This window comes from Actinomadura sp. WMMA1423 (assembly GCF_006547145.1).
Lineage (GTDB): Bacteria > Actinomycetota > Actinomycetes > Streptosporangiales > Streptosporangiaceae > Spirillospora.
In genome coordinates, this window is sequence record NZ_CP041244.1 from 7,818,055 (window position 1) to 7,832,226 (window position 14,172).

Below are 14,172 nucleotides of genomic sequence, written 5' to 3' on the forward strand. Positions count from 1 at the left end.
GTCGGGAGGTGAAGCTCGGACGCGTCACGGTTCCACGTGGCCGGGACGCGGCGCTCCACCCCATCCCCTGGGACATGCCGTCCTCCACCGGGGCGGCGCGCCGCGGCCCGCCCATTCCAGGCTTCGGCTGAAGGAGAGCGGCGATGAGCGCGGGCAGATGGTCGGCGGGCGTGATCCCCTACGCGGAGATGGGCTACTGGCGTCCGGACTACGAGCCGAAGGACAGCGACATCCTCGCCGCCTTCCGCATCACCCCCCAGCAGGGCGTGCCGCCGGAGGAGGCCGGCGCGGCCGTCGCGGGCGAGTCGTCCACCGCGACCTGGACGGTCGTGTGGACCGACCGGCTGACCTCCTACGAGAACTACCAGGGCAAGTGCTACAAGGTGGAGCCCGTCCCAGGGCAGGGCGACCAGTTCATCGCCTACATCGCCTACGACCTCGACCTGTTCGAGGAGGGCTCGATCGCGAACCTGACGTCGTCCATCATCGGGAACGTCTTCGGGTTCAAGGCGCTGAAGGCCCTGCGCCTGGAGGACATGCGGATCCCGACCCACTACGTGAAGACGTTCCAGGGCCCGGCGCACGGCATCGTCATGGAGCGCGAGTACCTCGGCAAGTTCGGCCGCCCGCTGCTGGGCGCGACCGTCAAGCCGAAGCTCGGCCTGTCGGCCCGCAACTACGGGCGCGTCGTCTACGAGGCCCTCCGCGGCGGCCTGGACTTCACCAAGGACGACGAGAACATCAACTCCCAGCCGTTCATGCGCTGGCGCGACCGCTTCCTGTACTGCATGGAGGGCGTCAACCGGGCGCAGGCCGCGACGGGCGAGGTCAAGGGCCACTACCTCAACGTCACCGCCGCGACGATGGAGGACATGTACGAGCGCGCCGAGTTCGCCAAGGAGCTCGGCAGCGTCATCGTGATGATCGACCTCACCATCGGCTACACGGCGATCCAGTCGATGGCCAAGTGGGCGCGCAGGAACGGCGTCATCCTGCACCTGCACCGCGCGGGCCACTCCACCTACACGCGGCAGAAGACCCACGGCGTGAACTTCCGCGTCATCGCCAAGTGGATGCGCCTCGCGGGCGTCGACCACATCCACGCCGGGACGGTCGTCGGCAAGCTCGAAGGCGACCCGAACAGCGTCCGCGGCTACTACGACACCCTCCGCCTGGACCGCGCGGAGGCCGACCCGGTGAAGGGCCTGTACTTCGACCAGGAGTGGGCATCGATGCCGGGCACGATGCCCGTCGCGTCCGGCGGCATCCACGCCGGGCAGATGCACCAGCTCCTGCACTACCTCGGCGAGGACTCGATCCTCCAGTTCGGCGGCGGGACGATCGGCCACCCGATGGGCATCGCCGCCGGCGCCGCCGCCAACCGCGTCGCGCTGGAGGCGATGATCAAGGCGCGCAACGAGGGCCGCGACTACCTCGCCGAGGGCCCCGACGTCCTGCGCGCCGCCGCCAAGCACAGCCGCGAGCTCGACATCGCCCTGTCCACCTGGGGCGACATCACCTTCACCTACGAGTCCACCGACACCCCCGACGCCGCCCCGACCCCCGTGAGCGTGTGACATGCGGATCACCCAAGGCACCTTCTCCTACCTGCCCGACCTCACCGACGAGGACATCACCAAGCAGATCGCCTACGCGCTGGACCAGGGCTGGCCCTGCTCGGTCGAGTTCACCGACGACCCCCACCCGCGCAACTCCTACTGGGAGATGTGGGGCCTGCCGATGTTCGACCTCACCGACCCGGCGGGCGTCCTGTACGAGGTCAACGAGTGCCGCAAGGCCTATCCCGGCCACTACGTCCGGCTGAACGCCTACGACGCCCGCTACGGGCGGCAGACGACGGCGCTGTCGTTCATCGTCCAGCGCCCGGCCGAGGAGCCCGGCTTCCGGCTCGACCGCGCGGAGACCTCCGACCGGCGCGTCCGCTACACGATGCACCCCTACGCCCTAGACCGTCCCGAGGGCGACCGCTACGGGGCGGGACGTTGAGCGAGAGCTCCGGCGGACCCGGGACGCGGCAGGGTTTCGGGATGCTGCGGAACGGCTCCACGGTGGACGTCCAGGAGGCGCCCGCCGCGGAGCCGCCTCCCGCCGAGCCGCTCCCCGCGGGCGCCCGCGTCGACCTGGCCAAGGAACGCGCCGACTCCCAGGTCGACTCCGTCCTCGAGGCCCTCGATGCCGAGCTGGTCGGCCTGGCGCCGGTCAAGACCCGCATCCGGGAGATCGCCGCGCTGCTGCTCGTCGACCGCGTCCGGGCCCGGTTCGGCATCGACTCGGGACGCCCCAACCTGCACATGTGCTTCACCGGCAGCCCCGGGACGGGCAAGACGTCCGTGGCGGTCCGGCTCGCCGAGCTCCTGCACCGCCTCGGTTACATCCGCCGCGGCCACCTGGTCTCGGTCACCCGCGACGACCTCGTGGGCCAGTACGTCGGCCACACCGCGCCCAAGACCAAGGAGGTCCTGAAACGCGCCATGGGCGGCGTCCTGTTCATCGACGAGGCGTACTACCTGTACCGGGCCGAGAACGAGCGGGACTACGGCCAGGAGGCCATCGAGATCCTCCTCCAGGTCATGGAGAACCAGCGCGACGATCTCGTGGTCGTCCTCGCCGGCTACAAGGACCGCATGGACTCCTTCTTCGCGTCCAACCCCGGCATGAGCTCCCGGATCGCCCACCACATCGACTTCCCCGACTACGAGCCCGGCGAGCTGGAGGCCATCGGCCGTCTCATGATGGACCGCGAGGGCTACACCCTCGCCCTTGAGACCGAGCCGGTCTTCCGCGAGTACCTGGAACGACGCCGGGCCCGGCCCCGGTTCGCCAACGCCCGCTCCGTCCGCAACGCGATAGAGCGCGCCCGCCTGCGCCATGCCAACCGCCTCTTGGCCCACCCGGGCGAGGTGGACCGGGAGGCCCTGACCACTCTCCATCCCGACGACTTCCTGACCAGCCGAGTCTTCACGGAAGCCACCTGAGCCGACCGCCGGCCCCGCCTTCCCCACCGCGGCGGGACGGGTGCCGGAGGCCCTGAGGCCCCGGCGCCCGTCCCACCCCAATGGATACTCTTGGGCTGAGGACAGTAGAGGTGGGGGAGAAGTTGCTTAACCCTGAGGATCTGTACGAGCTCGACTCCGACGTGCCGGAGATGACGGGTCCGGTGCTGCTGCACAGCCTGGACGGCTTCGTCGACGCGGGGTCCACCGGGCAGCTCGTGCGGGAGCACCTCCTGGAGACACTGGAGAACCGGGTCATCGCCCGCTTCGACGTCGACTCGCTGATCGACTACCGGGCGCGCCGGCCGCCGATGACGTTCGACCGCGACCACTGGGCCACCTACGAGGCGCCCGAGCTGGTCGTCCGGCTGCTGCACGACGAGGTGGGCAGCCCGTTCCTGCTGCTGTCGGGCCCGGAGCCCGACCGGCTGTGGGAGGGCTTCACCGCGTCCGTCCTGCACCTGGTGAAGCGGCTCGGCGTCGGGGTGGTCGTCGGCTTCCACGGCATCCCGATGGGCGTCCCGCACACCCGCCCGGTCGGCACCACCTCGCACGCCACCCGGCCCGAGCTGATCACCCGCAACTCCTGGTTCGACAAGGTGCAGGTGCCGGGCAGTGCCGCGGGGCTGCTGGAGCTGCGGCTCGGCGAGGCGGGCCACGACGCCATCGGGTTCGCCGTGCACGTCCCGCACTACCTGGCGCAGTCCGCCTACCCGGCCGCGGCGGTCGCGGCGATGGAGGCCGTCACCAACGCGACGGGCCTGGTCCTGCCGGTCGACCGGCTGCGCGAGGCGGCCGCCGCCACCGACGCCGACATCGCCGAGCAGGTCGAGGGCAACGACGAGGTCGAGAAGGTCGTCCGGGCGCTGGAGCAGCAGTACGACGCCTTCGCCGGCGCCGCCGAGCGCGACAACCTCCTCGCCGAGTCGCAGGACATGCCGACCGCCGAGGAGCTCGGCGCGCAGTTCGAGCGGTTCCTCGCCGAGCGGGAGGGCCCCGACTCGCCCTAGACACATATCCCGCCCGCCACCGGGTACGCGAGCCCCCGAGGGAGCCGGGGGAGGAGGTCTCGCATGGCCCTGAAGGTGAACGAAGTCATGACGCCCGCGCCCGTGGTCGTCGCTCCGGACACGAACCTGGTCGAGGTCGGGGACCTCATGCGCCGGCACGGAATCGGCGACGTCCTGGTCGTCCACGAGGGACGCCTGCGCGGCCTGGTCACCGACCGCGACATCGTCGTCCGCGCCGTGGCCGAGCACCGCGACATGTCCGGCACGGCCGTCGCCGACATCTGCAGCACCAAGCTCATCACGATCTCGCCCGGCGCGGACGCCGACGAGGCCGTGCGGCTGATGCGGGCCCATGCCGTCCGCAGGCTCCCCGTCGTGGACGGCGACCGCCCGATCGGCATGCTGTCCATCGGTGACCTCGCCGTCCAGCGCGACGACCGCTCGGCCCTCGCCGACATCAGCGCCGAGCCGCCGAACATATGATCACGCTGAGGCTCCCGGACGCCGAGCTGGCGGGCGACCTGGTCATACCGGACGGGGCGCGGGGGGTCGTCCTCTTCGCGCACGGCAGCGGCAGTTCGCGGCACAGCCCCCGCAACCGCGCGGTCGCCGAGGGCCTCAACGCGGCCGGGATCGGGACGCTGCTCATCGACCTGCTCACCGTGCCGGAGGAGGAGGCCGATCGGGTCACCGCCGCCCTGCGCTTCGACATCGACCTGCTCACCCGGCGCCTGACCGGCGCGATAGACGACCTCGTCGAGGGGCTCGAATCCGCCCCGCACACGGCGGGCCTCCCCATCGGCCTGTTCGGCGCGAGCACCGGCGCGGCCGCCGCGCTGGGCGCCGCCGCGGCCCGTCCCAGGATCGCCGCGGTCGTGTCCCGCGGCGGGCGCCCCGACCTGGCGGGCCCGTCCCTCCCCTACGTCCGCGCCCCCGTCCTGCTGATCGTCGGCGGGCACGACACCGAGGTGCTGGAGCTGAACGAGCAGGCGCACCGCAGCCTGCCCACGTCCGAGGTCCACGTGATCCCCGGCGCGACCCACCTGTTCGAGGAGCCCGGAGCCCTCGAACAGGTCACCGCGCAGGCGGCCGACTGGTTCAACCGGTACCTGTGATGCACGACGTCATCGTGGTGGGCGCGGGACCGGCGGGCTCGTCCGCCGCCACCCACCTGGCCCGCTCCGGCCTGGACGTCCTGGTGCTGGAGAAGTCCACGTTCCCCCGCGAGAAGGTGTGCGGCGACGGCCTGACGCCGAGGGCCGTACAGGAGCTGAAGTCCCTGGGCGTGAACACGAGCGACGGGGGCTGGTTCCCGACCAAGGGCGTCCGCCTGGTGGGCGCGGGCCGTCGCCTGGAACTCCCCTGGCCGGACGGCGCCCTCGGCCTCACCCGCACCCGCTCCGACCTGGACGACCTCCTGGCCCGCCAAGCGATCCGCGCCGGAGCGACCCTCCGCGAGAACACCAAGGTGACAGCCCCACTAACGGCGAACGGCCGCGTCCAAGGCGTCCGGACCTCCACCGGAACCCACTCCGCGCGCCTGGTCATCGCAGCGGACGGCGCCTCGTCCCGCCTCTCGGTCGCCCTCGGCCTGCGGCCCAACCGAAACCGCCCCATCGGCATCGCCGGCCGCCGCTACTACCGCAGCCCCCGCCACGACGACGGGCACCTGGAAATCTGGCTGGACCTGGCACCCGCCGGGTACGGCTGGATCTTCGGCATGGGCGACGGCACCTGCAACGTCGGTGTCGCGTTACTGCGCACCGAGCACCCCGACTACCACCGCTTGTGCTCCCGCTGGCTGGCCTCCCTACCGCCGTCCTGGGGCTTCACAGAAGACAACACCACCGGCCCCCTCCGCGGCGCGGCCCTGCCCATGGGCTTCAGCCGCCGCCCCCACTACCTGCCCGGCGTCCTCCTGGCCGGCGACTCCGGCGGCATGGTCAACCCGACCAGCGGCGAGGGAATCTCCTACGCCCTGGAGGCAGGCCGCCTGGCCGCCGAAGTGATCACATCGGCCTTCCGCTCCCCGTTCCCCGAACACGTCCTGAGGAAGTACCCGGCCGCGGTCACCCGCGCCAACAACGCGCCCTTCACCCTAGGCCGAGCCTTCACCCGAGCCCTGGAAAACCCCCAGGTCATGCGCCTGGCAACCCACCAGGGCCTGTCCCACCCACCCCTGATGCGCGCCGCCCTGCGCCTCCTGGGCGGCCTCCCCACCTGAGACCCTGGCTATGAACGCCTCTGTGGGACGCTGAGCCGGGGCTCCTCGACACCGGAAGGGCAGGACAAATGAGCGAGGCATACGACATCGTCAAGGCCCATTACGAGGCCTCGGCCCGCGGCGACCTGGACGGCATGGTCGAGAACTTCGCCGAGAACCTGGCGTGGACCGAGATGGCCGGCTTCCCCTACGCGGGCACCTACGTCGGGACGGACGCCATCAAGGCAGGCGTGTTCGGCCGCCTGGTCGCCGACTGGAAGGGCTTCCGCGCCGAACCCGACGAACTGGTCGACGGCGGCGACGGGACCGTGGTCGCGATCGGCCACTACTCGGGCACCTACCGCGCGACGGGCAAGGGGATGCGCGTCCGCTTCGTCCACGTCTGGCGGGTCCAGGACGGTGCGATCACCGACTTCGAGCAGTTCACCGACACCCACCTCGTCCACGAGGCCATGACCTGACCCGGTGGCCCTGACCACTTCGCGATCGCCCCCAAGAACCAGGTACGCTTTCCCGGCAACGCGGGCGCGTAGCTCAGGGGTAGAGCACTCGCCTTACAAGCGAGTGGCCGCAGGTTCGAAACCTGCCGCGCCCACCAGCAGAAAGACCCCGTTTCCAAGCCCGGAAACGGGGTCTCGTGCCATCCGCGTGCCACTAGCCCACAATCGCGAGCACCCCGGACGCCCCATCGTCGTCACCTGGGTGCCGCCGTTGGTCTTGTCGTCCATCGCCGGGACGTTCGCCCGCCGCCCAGTGCTGGGAGATCAACGCGGCCCGGCCGCTGTCATGGTCCATCCGCTCCACGAAGTCGCGCAGCGTCGCGCCGGACTCGGAGATCGTGAAAGTGCAGGTGGGGAACGCCCCAATCGGCCACCGTCTCACCCCACTTGGACGCGCGCCGGAAGTTCGCCCGCCGCAGGACGTGACAGACGCCGCCTCGCTTGCCGGTGAAGATAAAGCGCTTCGGGTTCGGGGCCCGTGAGGTTGCCGAGATAACGCCGCAGTTCCGGGGTGATCGCTCGGGGGAGTGCCCCCGTCCGTAGACCCGCCCGCGATCTGGCGGCCCGATGACCAGTTCACCCCCGTCCAACCCGACTTGCGCTCGCCGGGCGGTGACCGTCCCGGCGTTGACGTCAAAGGGCGGCGGCGCTCAGGCCGCCGCGCGGTCCCTCGCCTGGCCGCCCCGGAGCGTGCGGGCGTGATCATGCCGCGTCCCCGCGCCGTCAGCGTGCCGTTGGGGCTGTGAACGCAGAGCATGCGCCGATCGCCGAGGAGTTGGGGACCGAGCACTTCGGGCGTTGCTCGCCTTCGTAATGAGACAGGTCAAGGGAAAGCCGAGATCTATCGGCATCAGCGTGGTCAGGTTTGGCTTGCCGCCGATGTCGCCCCAGCTGCTGCCGCGGCCATCCTGAGCGCGGTTATCCGGGCCAGCGGCAAAGGGGAGTTGGCTGGGTTGCTGCGCCGCTTTACGGCTTGCCAGATGTGGACGCAGGACGGTTGCGGATCGTGTTTTTGTCGTGTTGATCAGTGACAATCGTTCTAGATTGGGCCGGTAGGTCGGTGATCCGCTGGACGGGGAGATGGGTGTGGTGGATGTGACCGCGGTGTCGGAGGCGGTGGCTTTGATCGCCGCCACGGGGGCGGTGTCCGGGCTGGGGGAGAGCGCGGCGCTGGGGGTGGTGGAGCGGATTCGGCAGCGGATCGGAGCGGTGTTCGGGTCGGATACGCGGTCGGTCGATGCGTTGGAGCAGGCGGTCCAGGAGCCTGCCGATGAGGGGCGGATGCGGGAGTTGGCGGCGGCGTTGGCCTGGTATGCCCGGCGGGATGAGGCGTTCGCTCAGGAGTTGGCCGGGTGGGCCGAGCAGTACGCGCCGGCCGGGTCGGTCGTGCAGAACGTGCGGGCGGGGCGGGACGCCTATGCCGCGGGTCGTGACATGAACATCAACCAGCGCCCTGACACAGCGGAGTAGCCGCCCGATGGCAGCCGCGTCTGAACCCGATGGGCTGGAGGGCCGGGAGGTGAACCAGTCCTCGGCTGCTGGCCGTGATGCGTTCGCCGCCGGCCGGGACCTGCACATCCACGGTGCCGCCTTGGAGAAGTCGGCGCCGCTGCCGAGCGGGCATGGGGTGTGGTGGCCACCCTTGGGGCGGCTGCCGGAGCGGGTTCGGGGCCGGGATCGGTTGCTGGATCAGTTGACCGAACTGCTGGCGGCGCCGGATGGACGCGCGCACGTGCTGTCGGGATTAGGGGGTACGGGAAAGTCCACTGTGGCGTTGCAGCTCGCTGAGGTGGCGGTGCAGCAGCGGCGGCGGGTGTGGTGGATCTCGGCGGTCGATGCGGCCTCATTGACGGCGGGCATGTTGGGCCTGGCGGAGATGCTGGGCGCTGAGGCGCGGCATGTGCAGGCGGCTCGCTCGGGTCAGGTGCCGGCATGTGATGTGCTGTGGCCGCTCCTGGAGGCCGCTCCGGGATGGTTACTGGTCATTGACAACGCCGATGATCTGGATTTGTTGGCGGTTACTGGCCGCGTCATGCGGGATGGGAACGGGTGGGTGCGTGGTTCCCGGTCGGGTCTGCTTGTGGTGACCAGCCGCGACAGCGATCCCGCGCACTGGGGCCGGAAGGTAGATCTGCATCCGGTGGGATGGCTGTCTGACGCTGATGGCGGTCAGGTTCTGCGTGACCTAGCGCCACACGCGGGAACGGCGGCTGAGGCCGAGGCTCTGTCGGCGCGGTTGGGTGGTCTTGCGTTGGCGTTGCATCATGCCGGGTCCCATCTGGGGCTTCCGTTCTCCCAGCTGCGGACGTTTGCGGCGTATCTGCGGGCGTGGGAGGAGGGCTTTGCTGCGTCCTCAGGGTCGGATCGTGATGTGGTGGCCGGGACCTGGGAGCTGTCGCTCGCCCATCTGGACCGCTCGGGCACTCCCCAGGCCCGGGGGCTGCTAGAGGTGCTGGCTTGGTTCGCCGCGCCGGTTCCGATCCCCGCAGCTGGCCTGGATCATGAGGTTCTTGGCCGAGTATCCAGCGAGGCTGGCGCGTCGGGAGTGGCTCTCGGGTTGCAAGCCCTGCTGTCCACCGGGCTGATTTCCACCCGGACTCACGCTCAGCGATCAGAGATTGCTGGTGTAGGGCGCAGCGGCATCGTGGTCCACCCTTTGGTCGCCGAAACGCTTCGCGAACGTGAATTGGCCCGGCACCCGATGTCTGCCTCAGCCGCGACCGCCATCACCGTTCTCCAATCCGCCACGGCCAAGCTCGACCCTACGAAGTCCACGAATTGGATCACCTGGCTCACGTGGCTACCCCACCTGGAAGAACTGCTGATCAATGCCACTGCCCATGTGCGGGCCGATGATCTCGCCCGGCTGGCTCAAATCGCGGTAGATGGCTCAAGGGCCTTGCTGTGGGCAGGGCTGTTCTCCACATCTTTAGGAATTGCCGAAATGGCAATCCGGCACTGCCAACGCCTTGGATCTGAACACCCTCAACAACTCGATCTCAACGACCGGCTGGCAGGCGCTCACTTCTTTCTGGGCAATTCGGGTGAGGCCGAACGCCTCTACCGTGAACTCCTGTCCATTCAAGAACGCGTCCTTGGTCCGGAACACCCCAACGCCCTGACCACGCGCTACGAGATCGCCCGGACGGTGGGTGAGCAGGGAAATCCGGGTGAGGCTGAACACCTCTCCCGTGAACTCCTGCCCATTCGAGAGCGTGTCCTTGGCCCTGAACACCCCGGCACCCTGAGCGTGCGCGCCCAGATCGCCTGGATGGTGGGTGAGCAGGGCAATCCGGGTGAGGCTGAACGCCTCTCCCGTGAACTCCTGCCCATTCGAGAGCGTGTCCTTGGCCCTGAACACCCCGACAGCCTGAGCGTGCGCGCCCAGATCGCCTGGATGGTGGGTGAGCAGGGCAATCCGGGTGAGGCTGAACGCCTCTCCCGTGAACTCCTGCCCATTCAAGAGCGTGTCCTTGGCCCTGAACACCCCAACGCTCTGAGCGTGCGCGCCCAGATCGCCTGGATGGTGGGTGAGCAGGGCAATCCGGGTGAGGCTGAACGCCTCTACCGTGAACTCCTGCCCATTCAAGAACGCGTCCTTGGCCCCGAACACCCCCGCACGCTGGCCACCCGACGAGCAATGCAGAAAGCGATCGAGTTTAGAAAGGCTGGCCGATCGAACCGATAGGGGTCGGCCGACCTGAGCGGGACTGCCCGCGGGGGCCGCATGTCCGGGCCGCGGGGCGGGTTAGTGGAGTTGGTGGAAGAAACTGCGGATGTCGGTTAGTAGTAGGTCCGGGGTTTCCATTGCGGCGAAGTGGCCGCCTTTGGGGAACTCTGACCAGTGGGTTACGTTGTGGTCGCGTTCGGCTATTCGGCGTATGCCGGCGTCGCCTGGGAAGACGGCTACGCCGGTGGGGACGTTGGATTTTTCGGTTGGTTTGCCCCAGTGGGCTGCGCCTTCCTTGTAGAGGCGGGCGGAGGAGCCTGCGGTGCCCGTCAGCCAGTAGATGGTGATGTTGGTCAGCATCTGGTCGCGGTCTACGGCCTGGTGGGGGAGGTCGTGGGCGGGGTCGGTCCATTCCTTGAACTTCTCCGCGATCCAGGCCATCTGGCCGGCGGGGGAGTCGTGCAGGCCGAAGGCCAGGGTGTGGGGGCGGGTGGACTGGATCATGGCGTAGCCCGCGCGGTCCTGGTCGGTGTAGATGGCCAGGCGGGCCTGCTCCGCTTCTGTGAGGCCCTCCGCTTCTTCGGGGGTGAAGGTCGGGAAGCCCAGGGCGCCGTTGACGTGGACGCCGATCACGTTGTCGGGGGCTACGCGGCCTAGTTCGGGGGAGACCAGTGAGCCTGTGTCGCCGCCCTGGGCGCCGTAGCGGTCGTAGCCGAGGCGGGTCATCAGCTCGGCCCAGGTGCGGGCTACGCGTCGCAGGGTCCAGCCCGTCTCGCGGGTGGGGCCGGAGAACGCGAAGCCGGGGAGGGACGGTGCGACCACGTGGAAGGCGTCGGACGGGTCGCCGCCGTGGGCTCGGGGGTCGGTGAGGGGGCCGAGGATCTTCATGAACTCGGCGATCGAGCCTGGCCAGCCGTGGGTGAGGATCAGGGGGAGCGCGTCCGGCTCGGGGGAGCGGACGTGCAGGAAGTGGATGTTCTGGCCGTCGATCTCGGTGGTGAACTGCGGGTACTCGTTGAGGGCCGCCTCGTGCCGCCGCCAGTCGTAGCCGGTGCGCCAGTACTCGGCCAGTTCCCTCGCGTAGGAGGACGGGACGCCGTACGACCAGCCGGTGCCGGGAAGGTCTTCGGGCCAGCGGGTGCGGGCCAGGCGGTCGTGGAGGTCGTCCAGGTCGGCTTGGGGGATCTCGATGCGGAACGGGTTGATCTTCGCCATGGGACGACGTTAGGAGCCGCCTAGGACGGGTTCGGTCCTAGGTTGGCCCAGGATTGAGGGCATGGCGGAGACCTCGGCGCGACTTCTCAGGCTGCTGTCCCTTTTGCAGACACGCCGGGAGTGGTCTGGTGCGGAGCTGTCGGAGCGGCTCGGTGTCACGACGCGGACCGTGCGGCGGGATGTGGAGCGGTTGCGGGAACTGGGTTATCCGGTGGACGCCACGGCCGGTGCGCCGGGTTACCGGTTGGGCGCCGGGTCCGCTCTGCCGCCCTTGTTGCTCGATGACGACGAGGCGGTCGCGGTCGCGGTGGGGCTGAGTACGGCCGCCGCGGGCACGGTCGCCGGGATCGAGGAGACGTCCGCCCGGGCGCTCGCGAAGCTCGAACGGGTGCTGCCCTCGCGGCTGCGGCATCGCGTCCACGCGTTGCAGTCGATGACCGTGCCCATGAAGGGTGCGGCGTCGCCGGTGGACGCCGGGGTCCTGACCGCCGTCGCCGCGGCCTGCCGGGACCACGAGGTGCTCAGGTTCGACTACCGGTCGCACGAGGGGCGGGAGAGCAGCCGCTCGGCCGAGCCGCACCGGCTCGTGCACTCGGGGCGCTGGTGGTATCTCGTGGGCTGGGACGCCGGCAAGGAGGACTGGCGGACGTATCGGGTCGACCGGATGAGCCTGAGGACGCCGAACGGGCCGCGCTTCGTCCCCCGCGACCCGCCCGACGAGGACCTCGCCGCCTACCTGTCCCGGGCGGTGTCCAGTGCGCCGTACCGGTACCAGGCGCGCTTGACGATGCACGCCTCTGCGGAGGTCGTGGCGGGGCACATGCCGCCGACGATGGGGACGGTGAAGTCCGTTGACGAGGAGACCTGCGTCCTGCTGTGCGGCGCTAACAACCTGGATGAGATCGTCATCTGGGTTGGCCTGATGGACGTCGGGTTCGTGGTGCACGAGCCGCCTGAGCTGGTCGAGCGGATCGGCGTCGTGGCCGACCGGCTCCAGGCGTCGCGGGCCACGACTCGCTAGAAGATCTCCTTGACGACGGCGTTGCCCGCGGCGGCGGCGCGGGCGTAGAAGCCGCGGACGTCGTCGAAGACCCTTCCGAGGACGCCCATCTCCACCATGTCCCCGTCCTCGCCGTTCGGCAGCCGTCCCCAGCTCTCGAACGAGTAGGGCCGGACCTCTTTCAGAAACGCGTGGCGCTCACGGATCAGCGCGTCCCGGTCCAGGGTGCTTAGGAAAGCGTCCACCGCTCGCACCTGGTCGGGGCGCAGGAGACGCGGTACGCGGAAAAGGGAGCCTTCCCCGGTCCCGTTCATGACGAGGCCGCCCATCACGACATCGCAGGCGGGCGGGTCTCCGGAGGCCTGCTCGTAGTCCTCGTTCGGCTGGCCGGTCACCAGGACGTGCAGGGCGTCCCAGGCCCTGTGGGTGTCCACCGCCTCAAGCTTTCTCAAGGAGCCGGACGGGTCGTATCCGAGGCCGACGGGCAGGTCCTCCCAGACGTTGGACAGCCGCTCGAGGCCCGCGTGCAACCCGTGCGGATGATCGAGCAGAGCCGCGACCTCGGCACCGTCGTACCTGGTCGACCACATCCAGAAGCCCATGTCCCTCCGGCGAACATGTCGCGCCCCTCGCCCTCAGAGGCCGGAGGGTCGGTATCCCTGCGGCTGGACGTCCTGAACGGCGGTGATGACCGTCCGGGGAGCGCCGCCGTACTCACTGTCGACGCTGCTCCGGGGGGCACAGATGAGGACGCGATTGCCCAGCGGGACGCTCAGGTGGACGACGACCTCGCGTTGCTCCGAGTAGGTCAACCGAACATGGTCGGGACCATCCAGATCCACTTCGACCGGATCGATCAGGACCGCTGTTTCCGTTTCGTACACCTCAGCGTGCGGATACGCCGCGTATTCCGCGGGGGTGCCTGTGAACCGGTAGGTCAGCGTCCGGCCGTCCGCCGCGAGGGACGACTCCTCGGTGGGGCTCCAGTCGGCGAGGTTCTCCGGCCGCCACGTCATCTGCCGCCGGAACTCGGGATCGAGCCCGATGAACGGCCACCTCCGGTCGCGGGGATGCATCATCCAGGCGGGGAGCTCCCGCAGACCCCGATCAGTGGCGAACGGCCCGGGCGCTCGGATGATGGCAGGCAACGGCTGTGCCTCGCCCCGGTAGTAGTGGAGCGCCGCCGCGCGGAGTTCGGGTGGGAGTTCCGCTTCGGGCACTCCCGGAACGTCGAACAGGGAGCGCCACGCGGTGTCGCGCTTGAGCCTCTCCAGCTCCGCAACGCTCATCTGGGTCAGGACGATAGGCCTCGGCTCCCGCTCGACCGGGAAGCCGGCCCATTTCTCCAGCGCTTGGTGAACATCTCTCACATCCAAGGCCATGCGAACGAGGCTATAGTCGGCCGCGGCACCGGACACCTCATTATCTGGCGGCCCGGTGCCGTCCTCACGTCCGTTCTTCAACTATGGAGGCGGGTCGGCCTTCGTTCGACGCCGCCTTCCCCGCAGGCCCGTGAGAGTGGTCGACTCAGTGACCGTG

The 14,172-nt window shown here is 69.5% G+C and carries 14 protein-coding genes and 1 tRNA gene; 12 read left to right on the top strand and 3 right to left on the bottom strand.

Annotation, left to right across the window (positions count from 1 at the left end; translation table 11 throughout):
• The first annotated feature begins 143 nt into the window (after positions 1 to 143).
• The 11 genes from FKD65_RS36285 (at position 144) to FKD65_RS36335 (ending at position 10,436) form a co-directional block, all read left to right on the top strand.
• Positions 144 to 1,577 carry a form I ribulose bisphosphate carboxylase large subunit gene (locus tag FKD65_RS36285; RefSeq protein WP_141583373.1) on the top strand — a complete coding sequence of 478 codons (1,434 nt, stop codon included), beginning with the start codon at positions 144 to 146 and terminating at the stop codon, positions 1,575 to 1,577.
• A 1-nt stretch (position 1,578) separates the two neighbouring features.
• On the top strand, positions 1,579 to 2,007 hold the full coding sequence (locus tag FKD65_RS36290; protein ID WP_141583375.1) for a ribulose bisphosphate carboxylase small subunit: 429 nt from the start codon (positions 1,579 to 1,581) through the stop codon (positions 2,005 to 2,007).
• A 41-nt stretch (positions 2,008 to 2,048) separates the two neighbouring features.
• Positions 2,049 to 2,996 carry a CbbX protein gene (gene cbbX, locus FKD65_RS36295; protein ID WP_141583377.1) on the top strand — a complete coding sequence of 316 codons (948 nt, stop codon included), beginning with the start codon at positions 2,049 to 2,051 and terminating at the stop codon, positions 2,994 to 2,996.
• 122 nt (positions 2,997 to 3,118) lie between these two features.
• Entirely contained in the window at positions 3,119 to 4,024 is a 906-nt protein-coding gene (locus tag FKD65_RS36300) for a proteasome assembly chaperone family protein (protein ID WP_205718372.1), read from the top strand.
• Positions 4,025 to 4,087: 63 nt separating this feature from the next.
• Positions 4,088 to 4,507 (top strand): CBS domain-containing protein, encoded by a 420-nt coding sequence (locus tag FKD65_RS36305; protein ID WP_141583381.1) that lies wholly within the window; start codon positions 4,088 to 4,090, stop codon positions 4,505 to 4,507.
• Positions 4,504 to 5,139 (top strand): dienelactone hydrolase family protein, encoded by a 636-nt coding sequence (locus FKD65_RS36310; RefSeq protein WP_141583384.1) that lies wholly within the window; start codon positions 4,504 to 4,506, stop codon positions 5,137 to 5,139. The genes FKD65_RS36305 and FKD65_RS36310 overlap by 4 nt, the downstream gene beginning before the upstream one ends.
• The gene (locus FKD65_RS36315; protein WP_141583386.1) at positions 5,139 to 6,248 is read left to right on the top strand and encodes a geranylgeranyl reductase family protein; all 1,110 of its coding nucleotides are present in this window, start codon (positions 5,139 to 5,141) and stop codon (positions 6,246 to 6,248) included. Before FKD65_RS36310 ends, FKD65_RS36315 begins: the two co-directional genes overlap by 1 nt.
• Before the next feature lie 68 nt (positions 6,249 to 6,316).
• Positions 6,317 to 6,709: a nuclear transport factor 2 family protein gene (locus FKD65_RS36320; RefSeq protein ID WP_141583389.1), complete on the top strand. Its 393-nt coding sequence runs from the start codon at positions 6,317 to 6,319 to the stop codon at positions 6,707 to 6,709.
• 62 nt (positions 6,710 to 6,771) lie between these two features.
• Positions 6,772 to 6,846, top strand: a tRNA-Val gene (locus FKD65_RS36325).
• 988 nt (positions 6,847 to 7,834) lie between these two features.
• A complete protein-coding gene (locus FKD65_RS36330; protein ID WP_141583391.1) occupies positions 7,835 to 8,218 on the top strand; it encodes a hypothetical protein in 384 nt (127 codons plus the stop codon).
• A gap of 7 nt (positions 8,219 to 8,225) precedes the next feature.
• Positions 8,226 to 10,436, top strand: a complete 2,211-nt coding sequence (locus FKD65_RS36335; RefSeq protein ID WP_141583393.1) for a tetratricopeptide repeat protein — start codon at positions 8,226 to 8,228, stop codon at positions 10,434 to 10,436.
• A 60-nt stretch (positions 10,437 to 10,496) separates the two neighbouring features.
• Here FKD65_RS36335 and FKD65_RS36340 read toward each other — a convergent pair whose 3' ends face one another.
• Positions 10,497 to 11,633 carry an epoxide hydrolase family protein gene (locus FKD65_RS36340; RefSeq protein WP_141583395.1) on the bottom strand — a complete coding sequence of 379 codons (1,137 nt, stop codon included), beginning with the start codon at positions 11,631 to 11,633 and terminating at the stop codon, positions 10,497 to 10,499.
• A gap of 61 nt (positions 11,634 to 11,694) precedes the next feature.
• Here FKD65_RS36340 and FKD65_RS36345 point away from each other — a divergent pair, with 61 nt between their 5' ends.
• Positions 11,695 to 12,654, top strand: coding sequence for a YafY family protein (locus tag FKD65_RS36345; RefSeq protein ID WP_141583398.1), 960 nt, complete (start codon positions 11,695 to 11,697; stop codon positions 12,652 to 12,654).
• Here FKD65_RS36345 and FKD65_RS36350 read toward each other — a convergent pair.
• A complete protein-coding gene (locus FKD65_RS36350) occupies positions 12,651 to 13,235 on the bottom strand; it encodes a DUF1877 family protein (protein WP_141583400.1) in 585 nt (194 codons plus the stop codon). The two genes, FKD65_RS36345 and FKD65_RS36350, sit on opposite strands and share 4 nt — an antisense overlap.
• Positions 13,236 to 13,268: 33 nt before the next feature.
• The gene (locus tag FKD65_RS36355) at positions 13,269 to 14,015 is read right to left on the bottom strand and encodes a hypothetical protein (protein ID WP_205718373.1); all 747 of its coding nucleotides are present in this window, start codon (positions 14,013 to 14,015) and stop codon (positions 13,269 to 13,271) included.
• Between the last annotated feature and the right edge of the window lie 157 nt (positions 14,016 to 14,172).

What these genes read in the sequence shown, in the direction of transcription:
- FKD65_RS36285 (WP_141583373.1), top strand. Translation starts at nt 144, where the DNA reads ATGAGCGCGGGCAGATGGTCGGCGGGCGTGATCCCCTACGCGGAGATG.
- FKD65_RS36290 (WP_141583375.1), top strand. Translation starts at nt 1,579, where the DNA reads ATGCGGATCACCCAAGGCACCTTCTCCTACCTGCCCGACCTCACCGAC.
- cbbX (WP_141583377.1), top strand. Translation starts at nt 2,049, where the DNA reads ATGCTGCGGAACGGCTCCACGGTGGACGTCCAGGAGGCGCCCGCCGCG.
- FKD65_RS36305 (WP_141583381.1), top strand. Translation starts at nt 4,088, where the DNA reads ATGGCCCTGAAGGTGAACGAAGTCATGACGCCCGCGCCCGTGGTCGTC.
- FKD65_RS36310 (WP_141583384.1), top strand. Translation starts at nt 4,504, where the DNA reads ATGATCACGCTGAGGCTCCCGGACGCCGAGCTGGCGGGCGACCTGGTC.
- FKD65_RS36315 (WP_141583386.1), top strand. Translation starts at nt 5,139, where the DNA reads ATGCACGACGTCATCGTGGTGGGCGCGGGACCGGCGGGCTCGTCCGCC.
- FKD65_RS36320 (WP_141583389.1), top strand. Translation starts at nt 6,317, where the DNA reads ATGAGCGAGGCATACGACATCGTCAAGGCCCATTACGAGGCCTCGGCC.
- FKD65_RS36335 (WP_141583393.1), top strand. Translation starts at nt 8,226, where the DNA reads ATGGCAGCCGCGTCTGAACCCGATGGGCTGGAGGGCCGGGAGGTGAAC.
- FKD65_RS36340 (WP_141583395.1), bottom strand. Translation starts at nt 11,633, where the DNA reads ATGGCGAAGATCAACCCGTTCCGCATCGAGATCCCCCAAGCCGACCTG.
- FKD65_RS36345 (WP_141583398.1), top strand. Translation starts at nt 11,695, where the DNA reads ATGGCGGAGACCTCGGCGCGACTTCTCAGGCTGCTGTCCCTTTTGCAG.
- FKD65_RS36350 (WP_141583400.1), bottom strand. Translation starts at nt 13,235, where the DNA reads ATGGGCTTCTGGATGTGGTCGACCAGGTACGACGGTGCCGAGGTCGCG.
- FKD65_RS36355 (WP_205718373.1), bottom strand. Translation starts at nt 14,015, where the DNA reads ATGGCCTTGGATGTGAGAGATGTTCACCAAGCGCTGGAGAAATGGGCC.